The sequence below is a fragment of the Paraburkholderia domus genome (genome assembly GCF_905220705.1).
GTDB lineage: Bacteria > Pseudomonadota > Gammaproteobacteria > Burkholderiales > Burkholderiaceae > Paraburkholderia > Paraburkholderia domus.
The window spans coordinates 80,027-97,676 of sequence record NZ_CAJNAT010000025.1; the positions used below are offsets into that span (position 1 = coordinate 80,027).

Annotated in this window: 15 protein-coding genes; 9 read left to right on the plus strand and 6 right to left on the minus strand. The window is 61.3% G+C overall.

The window, feature by feature from the left end; translation table 11 throughout:
* Nucleotides 1-25 precede the first annotated feature (25 nt).
* Entirely contained in the window at nt 26-721 is a 696-nt protein-coding gene (locus tag KHO31_RS30090) for a TetR/AcrR family transcriptional regulator (RefSeq protein WP_201073611.1), read from the minus strand.
* Between the two features lie 341 nt (nt 722-1,062).
* On the opposite strand from KHO31_RS30090, the gene KHO31_RS30095 reads away from it, so the two are divergent.
* From KHO31_RS30095 to KHO31_RS30110, 4 genes are read left to right on the plus strand one after another with little or no spacing between them, the layout of a single operon-like run.
* On the plus strand, nt 1,063-2,019 hold the full coding sequence (locus tag KHO31_RS30095) for an HlyD family secretion protein (protein WP_201073613.1): 957 nt from the start codon (nt 1,063-1,065) through the stop codon (nt 2,017-2,019).
* Nucleotides 2,016-2,960, plus strand: a complete 945-nt coding sequence (locus tag KHO31_RS30100; RefSeq protein WP_201073614.1) for an ABC transporter ATP-binding protein — start codon at nt 2,016-2,018, stop codon at nt 2,958-2,960. Before KHO31_RS30095 ends, KHO31_RS30100 begins: the two co-directional genes overlap by 4 nt.
* A complete protein-coding gene (locus KHO31_RS30105) occupies nt 2,957-4,099 on the plus strand; it encodes an ABC transporter permease (protein ID WP_201073616.1) in 1,143 nt (380 codons plus the stop codon). Before KHO31_RS30100 ends, KHO31_RS30105 begins: the two co-directional genes overlap by 4 nt.
* 12 nt (nt 4,100-4,111) lie before the next feature.
* Nucleotides 4,112-5,575, plus strand: coding sequence for an efflux transporter outer membrane subunit (locus KHO31_RS30110; protein ID WP_211624813.1), 1,464 nt, complete (start codon nt 4,112-4,114; stop codon nt 5,573-5,575).
* A 53-nt stretch (nt 5,576-5,628) separates the two neighbouring features.
* On the opposite strand, the gene KHO31_RS30115 is transcribed toward KHO31_RS30110, so the two are convergent.
* Nucleotides 5,629-6,516, minus strand: coding sequence for a hypothetical protein (locus KHO31_RS30115; protein WP_321207307.1), 888 nt, complete (start codon nt 6,514-6,516; stop codon nt 5,629-5,631).
* 430 nt (nt 6,517-6,946) lie between these two features.
* Here KHO31_RS30115 and KHO31_RS30120 point away from each other — a divergent pair, with 430 nt between their 5' ends.
* From KHO31_RS30120 to KHO31_RS30135, 4 genes are read left to right on the plus strand one after another with little or no spacing between them, the layout of a single operon-like run.
* Nucleotides 6,947-7,216, plus strand: a complete 270-nt coding sequence (locus KHO31_RS30120; RefSeq protein ID WP_201073915.1) for a hypothetical protein — start codon at nt 6,947-6,949, stop codon at nt 7,214-7,216.
* Complete coding sequence (gene mdtN / locus KHO31_RS30125; protein ID WP_201073619.1) at nt 7,213-8,262, plus strand: multidrug transporter subunit MdtN; 1,050 nt, start codon at nt 7,213-7,215, stop codon at nt 8,260-8,262. The genes KHO31_RS30120 and mdtN overlap by 4 nt, the downstream gene beginning before the upstream one ends.
* Nucleotides 8,243-10,399 (plus strand): FUSC family protein, encoded by a 2,157-nt coding sequence (locus KHO31_RS30130; protein ID WP_201085293.1) that lies wholly within the window; start codon nt 8,243-8,245, stop codon nt 10,397-10,399. The genes mdtN and KHO31_RS30130 overlap by 20 nt, the downstream gene beginning before the upstream one ends.
* The gene (locus KHO31_RS30135) at nt 10,386-11,993 is read left to right on the plus strand and encodes a TolC family protein (RefSeq protein ID WP_211624815.1); all 1,608 of its coding nucleotides are present in this window, start codon (nt 10,386-10,388) and stop codon (nt 11,991-11,993) included. Before KHO31_RS30130 ends, KHO31_RS30135 begins: the two co-directional genes overlap by 14 nt.
* 29 nt (nt 11,994-12,022) lie before the next feature.
* Here the strand turns inward: KHO31_RS30135 and KHO31_RS30140 are convergent, their stop codons facing one another.
* Entirely contained in the window at nt 12,023-12,379 is a 357-nt protein-coding gene (locus KHO31_RS30140; RefSeq protein WP_201073623.1) for a hypothetical protein, read from the minus strand.
* A gap of 339 nt (nt 12,380-12,718) precedes the next feature.
* Entirely contained in the window at nt 12,719-13,540 is an 822-nt protein-coding gene (locus tag KHO31_RS30145) for a LysR substrate-binding domain-containing protein (RefSeq protein WP_201073916.1), read from the minus strand.
* Nucleotides 13,541-13,666: 126 nt separating this feature from the next.
* Between KHO31_RS30145 and KHO31_RS30150 the strand changes: the two genes are divergently transcribed.
* Nucleotides 13,667-14,518 (plus strand): alpha/beta fold hydrolase, encoded by an 852-nt coding sequence (locus KHO31_RS30150; RefSeq protein WP_201073625.1) that lies wholly within the window; start codon nt 13,667-13,669, stop codon nt 14,516-14,518.
* Between the two features lie 108 nt (nt 14,519-14,626).
* Here KHO31_RS30150 and KHO31_RS30155 read toward each other — a convergent pair whose 3' ends face one another.
* Both KHO31_RS30155 and KHO31_RS30160 read right to left on the minus strand, forming a co-directional pair.
* Nucleotides 14,627-15,394: a hypothetical protein gene (locus tag KHO31_RS30155; protein WP_201073626.1), complete on the minus strand. Its 768-nt coding sequence runs from the start codon at nt 15,392-15,394 to the stop codon at nt 14,627-14,629.
* A 125-nt stretch (nt 15,395-15,519) separates the two neighbouring features.
* A complete protein-coding gene (locus KHO31_RS30160) occupies nt 15,520-17,607 on the minus strand; it encodes a bifunctional diguanylate cyclase/phosphodiesterase (RefSeq protein ID WP_268962058.1) in 2,088 nt (695 codons plus the stop codon).
* Between the last annotated feature and the right edge of the window lie 43 nt (nt 17,608-17,650).

Consider the following 17,650-nt stretch of genomic DNA (forward strand, 5'->3'; position numbering starts at 1 on the left):
CCTTGAGCCGGTTTCGACAGGCGCGTCAGTTTTTCGACTGCGCGCCTGAGCGGTGAGCCAGAGCAATCGCATCGAGACCGGCCAGCACGAAGCGCACAAAGTCTTCCGCCAGCGCATCCCTGTCTCTCGCCACCGCAGGCAGAAGTTCACCCAGCATCTGCTTTGGCGCGATCATCATGGCGATGCAGGGCAGCACACTAAACATCAAAGCCCGTTGCACCACTGGCGTTGCCGGGTTCAGTCCCAGCACGTCGCCGATTATCTTCAACAGAAGTGCAGCTTTGGGCCTGACGGCCTTCTCGATGAGCGCCGGAATGGCGGTCGACGGGGACAGCACTTCACGCAGCATCAGCATGAAGCCCCAAGGCGCGCCGGCGGTCGATGAAAGCCCGACGAAACGGCAAAGCACCGCGCGAAGCTGTTCCCTCGGATCGCTCAGGCCGGCGGCGAGCGCAGCCAGTTCGTCGAGACCCACGACCTGCCGGTGCGCCTCGATCAGCGCGGCTTCATAAAGCCCTTCCCTGCTGCCGAAGTGATAGTTGACGGACGCCATCGGCGTTCCGGCGCGCTCGCAAATTTCCTTGCTGGTGGCATCTGCGAAACCACGTTCGGCGAACAACCGTCCAGCTGTGTCGAGCAGATGTTGGCGTGTTGCCGCTCCGTCGGGGCGTGATGCCCTTTGAGGCCGCGCGGTGGCTGTCTTTTTTGTGGGGGTCGGCATGATCTAGGGAAGATACTCACAAAAAACAGTTTGAATTTGAATTCAAATTCACATAGCATTCATTCTACTTCATCTGCGTCCGCGCCGCGAACGGACGCTCCGCTGTGAAATACTGCGCGGCGGTTACACCTGGATCGCCGTCGGGGAGAGTGCAGATTCTGGCCGGCACACGCTTTCGACCGTGTTGAGCAAAGCTGCCACGTGTCCTGATCGTCATATTACAAACCATTAATTATGGAATACCAACTAAATCCGTCTCTTCCCACTGCGAATCTGACCGTTCCCGTGCAAGTCCGGTTGCGCGGCCGGTCCGAGCGGCGCCATTCGTTGCGGAGCCCGTCATGACCCGATTTCCCAGCGCCGTACTTCTTGTGCTGCTGGTCGCCCTGTTGCCGGCCTGCTCGCACCACGACGCCGCCACCTACCAGGGCTACGTCGAGGGCGAGTTCGTCTATCTCGGTTCATCGCAATCCGGCAAGCTGGCCCAGTTGTCAGTTGCGCGCGGACAAACGGTAGGCGCAAACGCCCCGCTGTTTTCGCTCGAATCGGACGACGAAACCCACGCGCTGGTGCAGGCCCAGCAGCAACTCGCAGCAGCCCGCGCACAACTCGCGGATGTCCAGACCGGCAAGCGCGTACCCGAGGTCGACGTCAACCGCGCTCAACTTGCCGAGGCCGTAGCCAACGCCCGCAAAGCGTCGCTGCAACTCACGCGAGATGAAGCACAGTACCGCGCGGGCGGCATTGCCAAGGCACAGCTTGACGATTCGCGCGCCAACGCCGACGCCACCGCGGCACAAGTGCGCGAACTGACCAGTCAGGTCGACGTAGCTCGCCTGCCCGCCCGTTCGCAACAGATCGTCCAGCAGCAGGCCCAGGTGGCAGCGGCCGTTGCGGCAGTCGCGCAGGCGCAATGGAAGCTCGATCAGAAGCGCGTCGACGCCCCGGCAGAAGGCCTTGTCTACGACACGCTCTATCGCAAAGGCGAGTGGGTGCAGGCGGGCAACCCGATCGTGCAGCTTCTGCCGCCACAAAATGTCAAGGTGCGCTTCTTCGTCCCGGAGACGATCGTCGGCCAGTTGACACCCGATCGCCGCGTAGCAATACACTGCGACGGCTGCGCAGCCGATGTGCCCGCCAGGATCACCTACGTGTCGAGCGAGGCCGAATACACACCGCCTGTCATCTACAGCAACGAAAGCCGCGCCAAGCTCGTTTTCATGGTCGAAGCACATCCGTCCAATGCGGATGCAACGAAGCTTCATCCGGGCCAACCCGTCTCGGTGGTGCTGCAATGACTGCCGACGCACAGCAATACGCCATCGACGTACATGATCTGAACAAGCACTTTGGCGACAAGCATGTCGTCAACAACGTCACGTTGCAGGTCGGACACGGCGAAATCTTCGGCTTCCTGGGACCGAACGGCAGTGGCAAGACCACGTCGATCCGGCTCATGTGTGGTTTGCTCACGCCCGATTCGGGTAGCGGCACCTGTCTCGGTTACGACATCGTGCGCGAGAGCGAACAGATCAAGCGCAATGTCGGCTACATGACGCAGCGCTTTTCCTATTGGGACGACCTGAGCATTCGCGAGAATCTCGACTTCGTCGCGCGCGTCTATCAGATGCGCAACCGCCGCGAGGCCGTGGACCGCTCGCTGGAATCGCTTGGATTGCAAACGCGCGCGAACCAGTTGACGGGCTCGCTATCGGGCGGCTGGAAGCAGCGGCTGGCGCTTGCCGCGTGCATGCTGCACGAACCGAAATTGTTGCTGCTGGATGAACCCACGGCCGGCGTCGACCCCACCGCGCGGCGAGACTTCTGGGAAGAATTGCACCGGCTCGCCGCACGCGGCGTTTCGGTGCTCGTCAGCACCCACTACATGGACGAAGCGGAGCGCTGCCACAAGCTTGCGTATATCGCCTACGGGAAGTTGCTCGCCAACGGCACGTCGAACGAGATCATCGAATCGCAGGCCCTCGCGACATGGTCGATCCATGGCGAGCACCTGAGCAAGTTGTCCGAACAACTCCGTGCTATGCCTGGCGTTGACCAGACTGTCGTATTCGGTTCCTCGCTGCACGCAAGCGGGCACGATCATGCCGCACTCGAAGCGGCGATCAGGCGCGCGACCGCGGGCACCGCGCTGCGCATCGAACCTGTCAGCACCGGCCTTGAAGACGTGTTCATCTACCTGATGAGCCGTTCGAAAGACAACTTCGGAGCACCATCGTGAAAAAGCGCAGCGCATTTTCCGTGACGCGTTGGTGGGCGATCGTCCTCAAGGAATTTCTCCAGTTGCGGCGCGACCGCATCACGTTCGGCATGATCATCGGGGTGCCGATTATCCAGCTTTCGCTGTTCGGTTTCGCGATCAACACCGATCCAAAACATCTGCCGACTGCCGTCATCATTCACGACCAGAGCGAGTTTTCCCGCAGTTTTGTCGCGGCGATGACGAACTCGGCCTATTTCGACATCATCGAAACGTTGCCCGACGAGGAAGCCGGCCGCCGCGCACTCGCCCAGGGCCGGGTGCAATTCGTGCTTAGCGTACCGGTCGATTTCTCACGCAAGTTGCTGCGCGGCGAGCATCCGTCGCTGCTGCTCGAGGCCGACGCCACCGATCCGACCGCGACGAATACCGCCGTCGGCGCGCTGCCGGGTCTCGTTCAACCGGTCGCGGACAAAGACCTCAAGGGTCCGCTCGCGTATCTGAACGGAACTCCAAACGCCTTCGGTGTGCAGGTTCATAACCTGTACAACCCTGAAGGCATTACGCAATACAACGTGGTACCGGGACTGATGGGTGTGATCCTCACCATGACGCTCGTCATGATGACGGGTCTCGCGGTGACGCGCGAACGCGAGCGCGGCACGATGGAAAACCTGCTCGCCACGCCCGCGCTGCCGGTCGAAGTCATGACCGGCAAGATCGTGCCCTATGTTGTCATCGGACTTATTCAGGCGACGATCATTCTTGTCGCCACGCGCTTCATCTTTCACGTTCCGTTTTTCGGCAGCGTGGTTGCCATCTATCTCTCTGCTTTGCTCTTCATTGCGGCGAACCTGACGGTGGGCATCACGCTGTCCTCGCTTGCACAAAATCAGTTACAGGCGATGCAACTCTCCGTCTTTTACTTTTTGCCGAACATTCTCCTTTCCGGCTTCATGTTCCCTTTCGCAGGCATGCCGCGATGGGCGCAGTTTATCGGTGACCTGTTGCCACTGACCTACTTCAACCGCCTGATTCGCGGCATTTTGCTCAAGGGCAATGGCTGGGCGGATCTCTGGCCGTCCGTATGGCCCATGGCGCTCTTCACGGTGATCGTCATGGCCATCGCGCTGCGTTTCTATCGCCGCACGCTGGACTAGGAGGACACAACCATGAAACAACTCGCTTTTCTGTGTTCGCTCGTGCTGTGCGGCTGCGCGGTGGGACCGGACTTCCAACCGCCCGCGGCGCCGGACACGCAAGCCTATACGCGTAACGCCGAACCGGCAGGCACGGTGTCCGCCGACGCCACAGCCGCATCGGCGCAGACCTTTACCCCCGCGGATACCGCCATGCCGATGTGGTGGCAACAGTTCCACTCGGAGCAGCTCGATCGGCTTGTCGAGCAGGCGTTGACTCAAAGCCCGACACTTGCGCAAGCTCGTGCCAGGCTGACCGAAGCGCGCGAGAACTACAACGCTCAGGCCGGCGCGACCAGATTTCCGAGTGTCGACGCCAGCATTTCCGGGACACGGCAACAGGTCGATCTTGCAGCTTTCGGTATTCCGAATATCCAGAATCCGGGGCCGTTTTCGCTATTCAACGCATCGGTCAGCGTGTCTTATGCGTTCGATATTTTTGGCGGCAATCGTCGCGCGCTTGAAGCCACCTTGGCACAGGTCGACTACGAGGCATTCGAACTCGACGCGGCGCGACTTTCCATCGCCGGCAACGTGGTATCGACGGCTGTGCTGCGCGCCTCGTTGCAACAGCAGATCCTGCTGACGCAACGTCTCGCCGATGACGAGGCGCAACAGTTGTCGATTATCGAAGCGCGGTTTGCCGCCGGCGGCGTCTCGCAACTCGACGTGAACAGTCAGCGCACGCTGCTTGCGCAGACGCGCGCATCGCTGCCGCCACTCGCGACCCAACTCGCCCAGGCGGATCATCAACTCGCAATCCTGGTTGGTGTCGCGCCGTCAAAAGTGGATTTCAGCGAACTCACGCTCGACTCTTTTCATCTGCCCGACGACATTCCAGTCACACTGCCGTCCACGCTCGCCCGGCAGCGTCCTGACATTCGCGCATCTGAAGCATTGCTGCATCAGGCGAGCGCGAACGTAGGCGTCGCAACGGCGAACCTCTATCCGCAGTTTTCGTTGTCGGCGGGAATCGGCTCGGAGCGCACCCGTATTCAGGACATCGTGAGCGGCCTGAACATCTGGAACATCGGCCTGAATCTGACCCAGCCGATTTTCCATGGCGGCGAACTGCACGCGAAGAAACGTGCAGCGCAGGCCGCTTATGACGCAGCGTTCGCAGGCTATCAACAAACCGTCCTGCAGGCGTTGCAACAGGTCGCCGACGCGCTCACCGCGCTGCGCAACGACGCCCGCGAACTCAGTGCCCGCAACGACGCCGCCCAGCAGGCACAGGCCAACCTCGACATAGCGCATGCCCAATATGCAGCGGGGGGCGTCAGTCAGTCGAGCCTGCTCGACACGCAACGCCAGGCGCTGCAGACTGCACTGGACCAGACGCGCGCGCAGGCCGCCCGTCTCAGTGATACAGCGGCGCTGTTCCAATCATTAGGTAGCAGCCAGGTCGACCTGACGCTGGGAAGCGCCTCGCAATAGCGCGAAAGGTACGGGCCGCGGCGAGCGAGTGCGCGCGGCGGCCCTGAACCGGCTTACTGCTTCGTCAATTGACCGTAGGCGATCACCGAGTTGTCGGCCGCCTTGATCAGATAAACGATTGTCCGCTGATACAACGTCGTGCTGCCGGTAACCGGCAGGAATTTGATCGCTGCGTTACCCGAGTAGGTCACGCCGGAACGCAACGTGCAGGTGCTCGTCGTACCGCTCAAGGTCATCGTGTAAAGGTTCTTGCTCGAGCCCGGCGTGGTCAACGCCAGCGTGCCCGCCACACCGCAGCCGAGAATCGTGCCGGTGACGCCGCCTGCATTGTCGACCGTGATCGTCGTCGAAGTTTGTGCCCACGTACCTGCGACGCTCGACTGGGTAACCGCCAGCGCATTCGCCGGGTCGTACTTAAGCGTCAGGTTCACGGTGCTGCCGTTAGCCACGTAGCTGCCGTTGAGGGTCTGGTTCGCCGCGAACGTCCCGCTTCCCGAGCTTGCCGTGAAGCGAATATTGCTTACCGTCTCGAAGCCGGTCGTCAAGGTCCAGTTCGGCGTGGCGGTGGAGATCGTGCCGAAGAATGTCGACGTGACGAACGAGAACAGGCCGCTGAGGTAAGAGAAGTTGCCGGCCGGGTCCACGAAAGCCGTCACGTTGGACGCGCCCGATTCCGTCCACATGCCTTCGGAACCGTTGCCCGCGGTCGCCGTCGAACCGGCCTGCGGGGCCGTCAGGCTCGGCAGTGCCTCACCCGTCAAGGCAGGCGCCGGCGCCGATGCGGCCGCGGGTGCGCTGGCGGTCGCCGGCGCGCTCGCGGTTGCCGGTGCGTTGGCTGATTGGGCAGTCGGCGTGCTGCTATCGCCACCCCCGCCTCCGCCGCACGCGGCGAGGGCCAATGAACCCAACATTGAAACGAGTAGAAGTGATTTTGTTTTCATTTTCATTTTATTAGTTCAGAGTGCGGACTCTCAATGCCGCAATGTGATTGATTGGATCTCGATATACCCCGCGCAAAATCGCGCAACTCTGTAAACGGCAGTAACAGAAAAGTCTTTAGCGTCTGCTGAAGAATCATTTTTCAGTAATGCGGACTTGACAGACGGCATTTTTGACGACTGAAGAGAGCGCAGGTACGATGCCTGATATTCATAACGCATAGCGCATTCTTCTTTCAAATACCACAGTCCGAATCGATATCAACGATCTGGAATAGATAAACTGGCGCAATAGCGGAAAACGTCGAAACGAAACAGCCACACTGGTAAAGTGCCCGTGATTTCGTTGCTTCCATCATGTATTCACCCACCTCGCGAAGCCGCAATGCCGTTCAAGCCAAATCGTCGAAGAGTCCACGCCCCGATCCGCCGCATGCCGTATCTGCCGGCCGCCGTTGCCCTGAACCTGTCCTTGCAGGGATGTACGCTGCGCGGTGCGCCGTCGTATGAAATCTTCGGCGCCTACTTTCCGCTCTGGCTGTTGAGCGCGGTAGTCGGGCTGATGGGCGCACTCATCGCCCATCGGATCTTCGTGTCCACGGGGTGGGCGCAGATCGTCCCGTTTCAGCTCTCCGTCTGCCTGGCCATCGGTCTCGCGGTCGGTGTGCTCTTCTGGCTTTCGGGAACAGGACAACTCTTATGAAAATCGCCGGCAAGCGCCAAGCCTCTGTCAAAGGCCGCGTGATCGCGGGCGTGATCGTCATACTCGGCGTCGCGGCGGCCTGGTACGGCTATGACCGGACGACCCAATTTCCGTCAACGGACGACGCGACGATCGATGCCGATGTCGTGCACGTCGCCTCGCCGGTCGGCGGCCGGATCATCCGGCTCCCCGTGGAAGAGAACCAACAGGTCGCAAAAGGCGACGTGCTCTTCGAGATCGATCCTGTGCCTTATCGGCTCGCGGTCGCGCAAACCCAGGCCGATCTCGAACTGGCGCGCGCGGCGCTCGAAACGCGGCGCAGGTCGATTGTCGGCGAGCGCGCCAATGCCACCATCGCCAGCGACCAGACCGGCAAGGCGGCACACAACTACGAACTGGCATCGCGCACCGTGCAGCGGCTCACGCCGCTCGTGGCGAAGGGCTACGTGCCGGTCCAGCAGCTGGATCAGGCGCAGGTCGCGCAGCGCGATGCGGCGTTGTCACTGAAGCAGGCGCAGGAGCAGAAGCAGGCCACCGCGCAAACGATCGGCGACGACGCAGGTGCCGTCGCTACGGTGCATGCGCGCGAGGCCGCCCTCGCGCTCGCGCAGCGCAGCCTCGACGACACCGTCGTGCGCGCGCCGCAAAATGGCTTCGTCACGGGGCTATCCGTGCTGGCGGGCGAGACGATCGCGCCGCATCAGTCGATCTTCACGCTCGTCCACGCGGACGAATGGTTCGCCGTCGCCAACTTCCGGGAAGGGGCGCTCGCGCGGATCCAGCCGGGTGACTGTGCAACCGTCTATTCCATGATCGACCGGAGCCAGGCGATTCACGGCAAAGTGGTCGGCATCGGCGCGGGCGTTGCCGATTCCGACCGTATCAATCTGCCGCGCACCTTGCCGATCGTCCAGCAGTCCGTGAACTGGGTGCGGGTCGCCCAGCGTTTCCCCGTGCGTGTGCGGCTCGACGAACCGGCTGCCCGGCTGGTGCGGATCGGTGCGAGTGCGATAGTCGAGGTCCGGCATGGCGCAGCCTGCCGGTGATCTTGCCCGACCGGGCCCCGCCGACATCCTGAAGCTGCTTGCGCCCTATCCCGGGCGAGTGGCGATGGCGACCCGCATCGCGCTGATCTGCGCGCTGACGGCGTTCGTCACGAGCGCTTACGGCACGCCCGAAGCCGCGATCTCCGCCTATGTCGTGTTCTTCCTGAACCGGCCCGACCGGGTGTTGAGCGTGGTGCTGGGCTCGGCACTACTGCTGCTGGTCACGGTGATCGTCGGCGTGGTCATGGTGGTGGCCATGTTCGCGCTCGACGATCCCATGTGGCGGGTTGCGTACATCGCAGGGCTATCGTTCGGCCTGCTGTTCGTGACGTCAGCGAGCAAGTTGCGGCCGGTGGGCGCGATCATGGCGATGATCGTCGGCTTTGCGCTCGACGAACTCGGCAGTGTGCCGTTCGGCGAAGTGGCAACGCGCGCCCTACTTTACGCCTGGCTGATGGTCGCGATTCCGATCGGGATCTCGATCAGCGTCAACCTGCTGATCGCGCCGTCGCCACGGAAACTCGCCGGCCGCGAGCTGGCGAAGCGTCTGCGGCTCGTGGCCCGGAGCCTGGTCAAACCCGAGTCGACGGGCGAGGCACTCAGCGCATGCCTGCACGAGGGTGACGCGGAAATCGGCACGTGGCTCAAGCTCTCGGTGGTCGACGGATCGTCGGCGCGTGACGATATTGCCCCGCTGCGGCAAGCCGTGTCTTCGACGCTGGCAATCCTGGTCGCGGCCGATCTGGCGACCCGCGAGCCGTCGGGGCGACTGCCGGCATCGATCGCCGCGCCGATTGCCGGGACGCTGGAGAACATGGCCCGGATGCTCGAGGCAGGCGGCTATCCGGTCGACATCGAACTCAAGCTGCCCAACGTGGCCGAACTGACGCCGCTCGCGCGAGTCGTCGTCGAGGATCTGCACGATGCGATCACCCGCTTCGCCATGGTCGAAGCACAAACCGACGTCGAAGGCGAAGGCAAAGCCGACACCAGCGCGCAAGCCGGAGCACGAACTCAAGCTCAAGTCGAAGCCGGCACCACGCCGCCACCTGCGGGCAAGCGCGGTGGATTCTTCCTCCCGGATGCATTCACGAATCCCGACCACGTCCGCTACGCGCTGAAAACCACCGTGGCGGCGATGTTCTGCTATCTGCTTTATTCGCAGATCAACTGGCCGGGTATCCATACCTGCTTCATCACGGTCTATATGGTGTCGCTCGGCACCACCGCCGAGACCGTCGAGAAGATGACGCTGCGGATCATCGGGTGTCTCGTGGGTGCGGTCCTGGGTATCGCGGCGATCATGTTCGTGGTGCCGGTGCTGTCGTCCGTCGCCGGGTTGATGGTGCTCGTCCTGATCGGTGCATGGCTGTCGGCCTGGATCGCTTTCGGTTCACCGCGTATTGCTTATGCCGGATTCCAGATCGCCCTGGTGTTTTTCATGTGCGTGTTGCAAGGCGCGGCGCCTGGTTACGATCTGTCGGTCGCGCGGGATCGCACGATCGGGATCCTGATCGGCAACGTGGTCGTCTATCTGGTTTTCACCCGCGTGTGGCCGGTTACCGTGGCCGCGCGCATCGAAGCTGGACTCGCCGCGCTGCGGCAGCAGTGGGAACGGCTGGTGGCACTGCCTGATGCCGTCGCGCGCCGGGCGCAGGCCGCGAGCGCCATGGCTCAGCGCGGTGCGCTGGAACAGGACCTCGCGCTGATGCATTACGAGCCGTCGTGGGTTCGCCCCGAACCACAGTGGATCGCCGAACGGCGCAACGCGCTAGCCAGGCTCGACGCACTCGAAGGACCGATGCTCCTGATCGCCGAGCGACACCCGGGCGATGCCGCAATCGATGGCTGGCTTAAGCGGCTCACGGGCGGGTTGCCGCTAGCGTCGGACGAAACCGGCGCTGCGGCCGTTGCGGCCCCAGTGGTCCCAGCTTTGCACGCCGCACAGAACTCGCCTTTGCCGATTGCGCAGGGCCCAGCATTGCCGGGTCCGCCAAACGCGACATTGCCCGATGCAGCAGCCGCCGACGACACACGCACCGCTTTGCTGAAGCTCGGCGATGCACGCCTCACTCAACTCGAACACGCTGCGTCGAACGACGCGGCGAAGGAACTCGCGACTCATGCGCCGGCTTAACCCTCCATTCGCACTGGCGATCCTGGCCGCGGCGGGTTTGGCCGGATGCGCCACATCGTCCCTGGACATGGCGCCGGACAGCCCCGACCGTCCGTGGCAGCCGCAGACGGACGCGGCCGGCGCCATCGTTCCTGGGCCGGCTGCTTCGGCTGCTTCGGCTAACTCGGCTAACTCGGCTAACTCGGCTAACTCGGCTAACTCGGCTAACTCGGCTGCCTCAGCGCGCGGCTACCAATTACCCGCAAATCCCTCGCTCGCCGCCGTGCCGCCTCCGCCAGCGCTGGAGCAGTCGCATGCATACGACCTGCCCGAACTGATCGACATGGCGGAATCGGCGAACCCGCTGACCCGCATCGCCTGGAACGACGCGCGCAATGTGGCGCTCGCAGCCGGCATTGCGAAGAGCGCGTATCTTCCGCAACTGTCGCTCGCGGCGATGGGACAATACGCCGGCCTCCATGGTTCAAGCACCTCCGTGTTCGGCGATTCGTCGGCCAGCGCAACGGGGCATGGCACGACTTCGGTAGTCGCGCTGCAATGGCTGCTGTTCGATTTCGGTGGACGTGCCGCGCGCGTCGAGGCCGCATCGCAGGCATCGGTGATGGCGAACATTGCCTTCACCGCGGTCCACCAGCAGGTGATTTTCGACGTCAGCGTCGCGTTCTACGCGTACCAGGCCGCGCGCGCCCGCATCGCCACGACGCAGCAAGGCCTCGACAACGCCAATACAATCCTGGCTGCGGCACAGTCGCGCTACAAGCATGGCATCGGAACCGTCATCGAAGTGGCGCAAGCCAACCAGAATCGCGCGCAGGCCAGGCTCGCGCTCGTCCAGGCACAAGGCGCCGAAAGCAACAGCTATCTCACGCTGATCTCCGCAATGGGGATATCTCCGCTGTCGAAACCCAGGATCGCTGAGATGCCGGCGCATACACTGCCGGCGCCGACGAGCGACTCGATCGACCGGATCGTGTCGTCCGCCATCGCCCGTCGCCCGGACGTGTTGAGCGCTTATGCGGCCGAGCGGGTCAATCTGGCGAAAGTGAAGGCGGCCGAGTCGGACTTCATGCCGAAGGTGTTCGTCTCGGCGACGGGAGCGTACAACACCGGCAGTTCGTCGATTTCGGCGGTCCCGGCCATCGGTCAGCAACTGCCGACGGTGAACCTGAGCGGTGGCCGTTACGGCGGCAGCGTGATCGTCGGCGTGACGATTCCGCTGTATGACGGCGGCTTGCGATCGGCCGTGCTCGCGCAGGCGCGCAACGATGCCGACAGCGCCTCGACCCGTCTTACGCGAAGCCGTGAAGAAGCGGTTCGGCAAATCGTTACTGCGCAGAATGCGCTGCAGACGAGTCTGGCCGCGCAGGCTGCTGCCAAAGAGTTGCTTGCTGCAGCGCAGACGACGTATGACGCCGCATTCGACGCGTACCGGCAAGGGGTCGGTTCGGTCACCGACGCGCTGCTTGCGCAGAATCAATTGCTGGCGGCGAAGAACGCGGACGCGGATAGTTACAGCAGTGCATTGTCGGCTGCGGCAGCGCTGGCGCTGGCGACTGGATCAGTTGAGTCGATTCCGATGCGGGAGAATTGGTAAGGGAGGTGCCTTCAACTGGGGGCACGCGTTCAATCGTCGTCACCATTTGATCGCCTGTCCGACGAGCTGTTCAGCCCTTTATCCCCTGTTTTCTTCGTTCGATGCAGCGACAGTCCGATCTGTCCGGCGATATCCTGGATAGACGAGCGCATGTACCAGGGCCACCAAGCCAGGTGGCAAAACCACAGGCATGCTCCGCGGTACCCGCGAAGCCACTCACGGCGGATGCCAGTCGTAGGAAAGCTTTCAAAGCTGCGGTGGCCAAGCGTCATTACGCCAATCGACATCCAGATCACTGCGATCACGAACGTCGGAAGAGACAAAACGCAGGCGGCGATGAATATCGCAAGCGGCAAACAGATACTGAGCGGTGAGCGGATTTTCATTTCGTTCTCGCCCTCCATAACGGATCTATTGTTTTAGGTTACCGGATTTTGGAGAGCACCACCGATCAGGTTTATACCATCGGTCGGGTCCAGTGCCGGACCGGCCGATGCTGTAGCCAATCCGCAACGCCTGCGTCAGCAATGACACAGGCACGCTCTACGGCAGACGCGGCAACGCGGCCTTTCGCAAATAGTCAGACGAGACACCTGATTGCTTCATAAATACGGATGTGTAGGATGGAACCAACGTCAGCGCCCCATGCGCGGCGTGTGTGTTTGGGCCGCAGCACTGTCTGCGGCTTTTTTATGCATACGGGGTTTCTGTAGCGCTTACGCGCGCTAGCGCCTTAACTCGGAAAGGATCTTCTCCGCGAGAAAATCGCACGGCGGCCGCTTGGATCCAGTGCTTCGCGCGAGCACCATTTCAAGCGCGTCAATCTTTGGTAAGCCCTGCGCTTGCCCGAGCAGCACGAAGTGCGACGGCACAGCACAGCGTGCTAGCGATACGACGGCGAGGCCTGCCTCTGCCATAGAAAGCAAACCGAGCAAACTGGGGCTTTCATATGAGGTCCGGTAGGTGATCTTCGCGCGCTCGAGGCTGCGAATGGCGTTTTCCCGCGCTACGCTGCCGGGTAAGAAAACGGCGATCGGAAGTGGCCGTTCGCGCCATATTTCATGGTCACTCGGCGCCGCGGCCCATTCCATCGGCTCAAACCGGATGAACTCGCCCGACAAGCCCTTGACTCGTGTCGCGCATACGAGATCGACCGAACCGTCTTTCACCATCGGCGCAAGTGCAACGCTCGGCAAACCAACGACCTGAATTTCCACCTTCGGATAGGTCGCAGAAAATTTCTTGAGGATCGGCGGCAGCAGCGACGAGGCGTAGTCGTCCGGCACGCCGATGCTCACGCGCCCCGTCACGTCTGGCCGAACCACGGCAGCCCAGGCTTCGTCGCGCAGTGCCAGCATGCGGCGAGCGTAAGTCAGCAGGACCTCGCCGTCCTGCGTTGGGACGACACTTCTCGGCTTGCGGACGAAAAGCGGCTTGCCCAGCGCGGTTTCAAGCGTCTTGATCTGCATGCTCACTGCCGATTGCGAGCGATGCACGACTTCCGCCGCCCGGCTGATGTTACCGGTGTCGGCGACGGCGACGATCATCGTCATGACGTCCAGGTCGAGCGCTTTCAATGGCATTGGTATCAGAAAACTAGATAGATTCGATCAATATTACGCGATTTTCTAAAGTAGTGACATGGGGCATAGTGCTCGCAAAGGAGCCAATCAATGAACGCCCGAACCGACCTCTCAGTGCTTGCCGTACCGGAAATCTCGTTTGCGACGATCGCGTCGGGCATCTGTGTACCGTATGTCGAGTGCGGAGAGGGTGAGCCGCTCGTATTCGTGCACGGGTCACTCTGCGACTACCGATACTGGAGCGCACAGACGGCGGTGCTGTCGCAGCATTTCCGCTGCATCTCGGTCAGCCTGAGCCACTACTGGCCGGCAAGCGAGGCGTGTATTCAGGGCGAGTTCGGCTGGCAGACGCATGTCGCCGAGCTGGCCGAGTTCATTGAGGCCATTGGCCTCGCACCCGTCCATCTGATTGGGCATTCGCGTGGCGGCTGCGTCGCGTTTCACGTCGCACGGGAACACCCGCGGCTCGTGAAGACACTGACACTCGCGGACCCGGGCGGTCCGTTGCACATTGAAGGGATGCCGGAAGCCTCGCTGCCACCCGCGACCAATGTGCTGCGTGCGCGTGTCGCTGAACTCATAGAGAGCCGGCAGATCGACGCGGGACTGGAGCTTTTCGTCGACTCGGTGAGCGTGCCCGGATCATGGCGCAAGAGTCCGGCTGCGTTCCGGACAATGGCCATTGACAATGCAGGCACGCTGCCCAAGCAGCTCCGCGACCCGTTGCCGGCTTACTCCCGTGAAACTGCACGCGACGTGAAGTGCAGGACACTGCTAATCGATGGGCAACGCAGCCCGCGCATGTTTCGCAACAACGTCGAGAAACTGGTGGAATGGATCGACTATGCCGAGCGCCAGACTATCGCCGGCGCTTCGCATGGGATGAACGTGTCGAATGCCGGCGCTTTTAACCGACTTGTGCACGCGTTCGTCGGTTCCTGATTGCGGTTCGCCGCTGAGTCCTGTTTTGGCCGGGGACGCAGGAGTTGGCAGCGCGTTTTCGAGTTGTGGCTACCGGCGAAGCGGCAAACAAGCGACCGTTACCCCATATCAGGCCGGATCAAGCGTTTCTGTCTCCCCCTGTTTGGCATCTTCACGTGGGACCGCGAGCATGCTCTTTCTGATTCGCGTGGTGGCATGGTCCAGTCTGGCGAAGATACCTTTCTCAGTGATGATCTGCTGCATCGCGAGCACGATCAGGCCGACTACGACGAGCAGGTCACCCGCGAACACGACGAAATAGAACCCCGCTGTGGTCGCCGGACTACCGATTAACATCGCCGAGGATCCACGATCTAGCAGAACGAGTCCGAGTGGCACAATGGCGTTGATGGTCAGGATAAAACTCCCTGGTGCAACCAGTGCGCGTCCAAGCCAGAGATGCTGCCGTTGCCTTTTACAAACCTCATAGACCGTCAAGGCACGGAACGGAACAAAGAACAGCGCCACGAGCCCAGCCAGGCAGATTTTGGGTAACTCGAGTGCGAACGCGATGGAATAAATCACGCAGAACGCAAGGCAGACGACGCCCCCGGTACGAAGTCGCGCGGATGCACCAAACAATACGCGCACCCCACACCAGGTCAGTATCCGATACTGAAAATTGAGCGTAGCGGCAACGACGAGGAGCCAGTCCATTTGCAACGCGGCACTCGTCGCATAGCTCATCACTGAACCGGTCATCAGGATAAATCCAATCATCCAGAGTCGAAGTGACTTGACCTGCGGAAATATGCGAGACAGCGTGAGCGTGACGACGGCGCCGCAGGCAAAGACCATCAACGAGACCGAATTGAACGTGGCGACATCGAATTTCATCTGCACTCCAGCACGCTAACGCGTGTATTGGGCCGTACGAGACGCAAGATGTTATTCATGTGTAGCGTTGCCGCCGCCGAGAAGCACTTGGGCCGCCTGATATGGCACGAACTGGCGACGCGCGTTCACGAGTTGACAGTCCGTTCCGTTAGTAGCGCACCAAACGCCTCGGCCGTGAGTGGCTTTCCGAGCAGGAAGCCTTGCATCTCGTCACACATCATGCTCTTCAGTTTTGCGAGTTGCGAAGCGGTTTCGACGCCTTCGGCCACCACATCCATTTCGAGGGAGTGTGCAAGGGCGATAATGGCCGAGACGATAGCGCCGCCTTCATGACCGTGTTCATCCAGACCGTTGGTAAAAAAGCGGTCGATCTTCAGCTGTTTGACACGAAAGCGTTGCAGATAGGCAAGACTCGAATAACCGGTCCCAAAATCGTCGATGGCGATCTCAAAGCCATTCCGCTGGAACTCATGGATCATCTCGATGGTTTTGGGCGCATCCTGCATCGCCACGGTCTCGGTGATTTCGAACATGATCTGTTCGCAGGAAACCTGCTCGGCACGCACGATCTCGAGTATCGTCGCGACGAGGTCCTGCTGTACCAATTGACGCGGCGACAGGTTGATGGCCACTTTCATCGACGGCAGGCCCGCGGTCTCCCAACGCCGGATCTGCCGGCACGTTTCACGCACGACCCAGTGACCGATCTGGACGATCTGACCGGAGCGTTCCGCGATCGGGATGAATTCCAGTGGAGGAAGCAGCCCCAGTTCGGGATGATTGAGGCGAAGCAGTGCCTCGGCACCTGCCAGTTCGCCATCGTCGCCACGGAATTTCGGCTGGAAATGCAGTGAGAAATGGCCGGCGTCCAGGGCTTCGTGAAGCGCCGTCTGTATCTGCAACGTGCGGGTCGCCGCCTCATTCATGCCGGCCTCAAAGAACCGATAGGTCCCGCGGCCACCACGCTTTGCCTCGTACATCGCTGCGTCAGCGTTTTTCAGCAGTGCTTCGACACTGTCGCCATCCTGTGGAAACAGGGAAATGCCGATGCTCGGCGTCACCTGCAAGGGCTGACCATCAGTCCACGCGCCTTTGCGCATCCGATCGAGCACGCTTTCCGCCATTTTTTCCGCGTCGGCCGGCGAAGCGAGGTTCTCCAGCAGCACGACAAATTCGTCACCACCCAGCCGGGCAACCATGTCGCCACCGCGCACGCAATGCAGCAATCGCTGCGCGAATGCTTTCAGGACTTCATCGCCGACCGAGTGTCCGAGCGAGTCGTTGATAGTCTTGAAGCCATCCAGATCCATGAACAGGATCGCAAACGTATTCTTGCCGCGGCTGGAGGCTTGAATCGCAGATTCGATCCGTTCTGTAAGCGTTCTTCGATTCGGCAGATCGGTCAAGGCATCGAAGGTCGCCATGCGAACGATCTGACCGTTGAGTTGCGATACGGAGCCGACGAGAAACGTTGTCCTCGCATCGAAGCGCGACATCATGAGCACCACGATCAGGATGGCGAACGTGAACAGGGTAACTGACGTGGCAAGCCATTGCGAATTGACGCCCCTCGCCGCCCCGCAAATCGATCCGAGCGGAAAGTTGGCAGCGGCCATGCCCGTGTAGTGCATGCCGGTGATGGCGATCCCCATGACGAAGGCGGCGCCAATCCGCTTTTGAATAACGTAGCCCTGATCTGCGTCGCTGAGCGTGTGTGCGATCCATAGTGCCGCGTTGGACGCGACAATGGCGATAAGGATCGATGCCGCAAAGAGCTTTGGATCGTAATGAATGCCCGGTTCCATCCGCATGGCAGCCATGCCGGTGTAATGCATGCCGGCAATACCAAAGCCCATCAGAATGCCGCCTGTGATGAGATGGGGAAGACTTAGCTTCGCTCGTGTGACGATATATAACGCGAACCAGGAGACCAGTATGGCAATTGCCAGCGAGCAGATGGTAATCGCCAGATCGTAACCAAGCGGAATCGGCAGCGAGAGGGCCAGCATGCCGATGAAGTGCATCGACCAGATGCCCACGCCCATGGCAGCAGCCCCGCCGGCGAGCCAGGCGTGTCTGGCGCTCGATTGCGTCAACCGGGAAATGCGTCCGGCAAGATCGAGCGCCGTATACGAGGCCAAGGTCGCAACGACAAGCGATAAGGCAACCAGCCAAAAGCTATATGTGCTGTGCATGTTAAATTGAAACGCCAAGGAATGACTGCTCGAACGGGTTATCGGCCGTTTTTTAATTTAT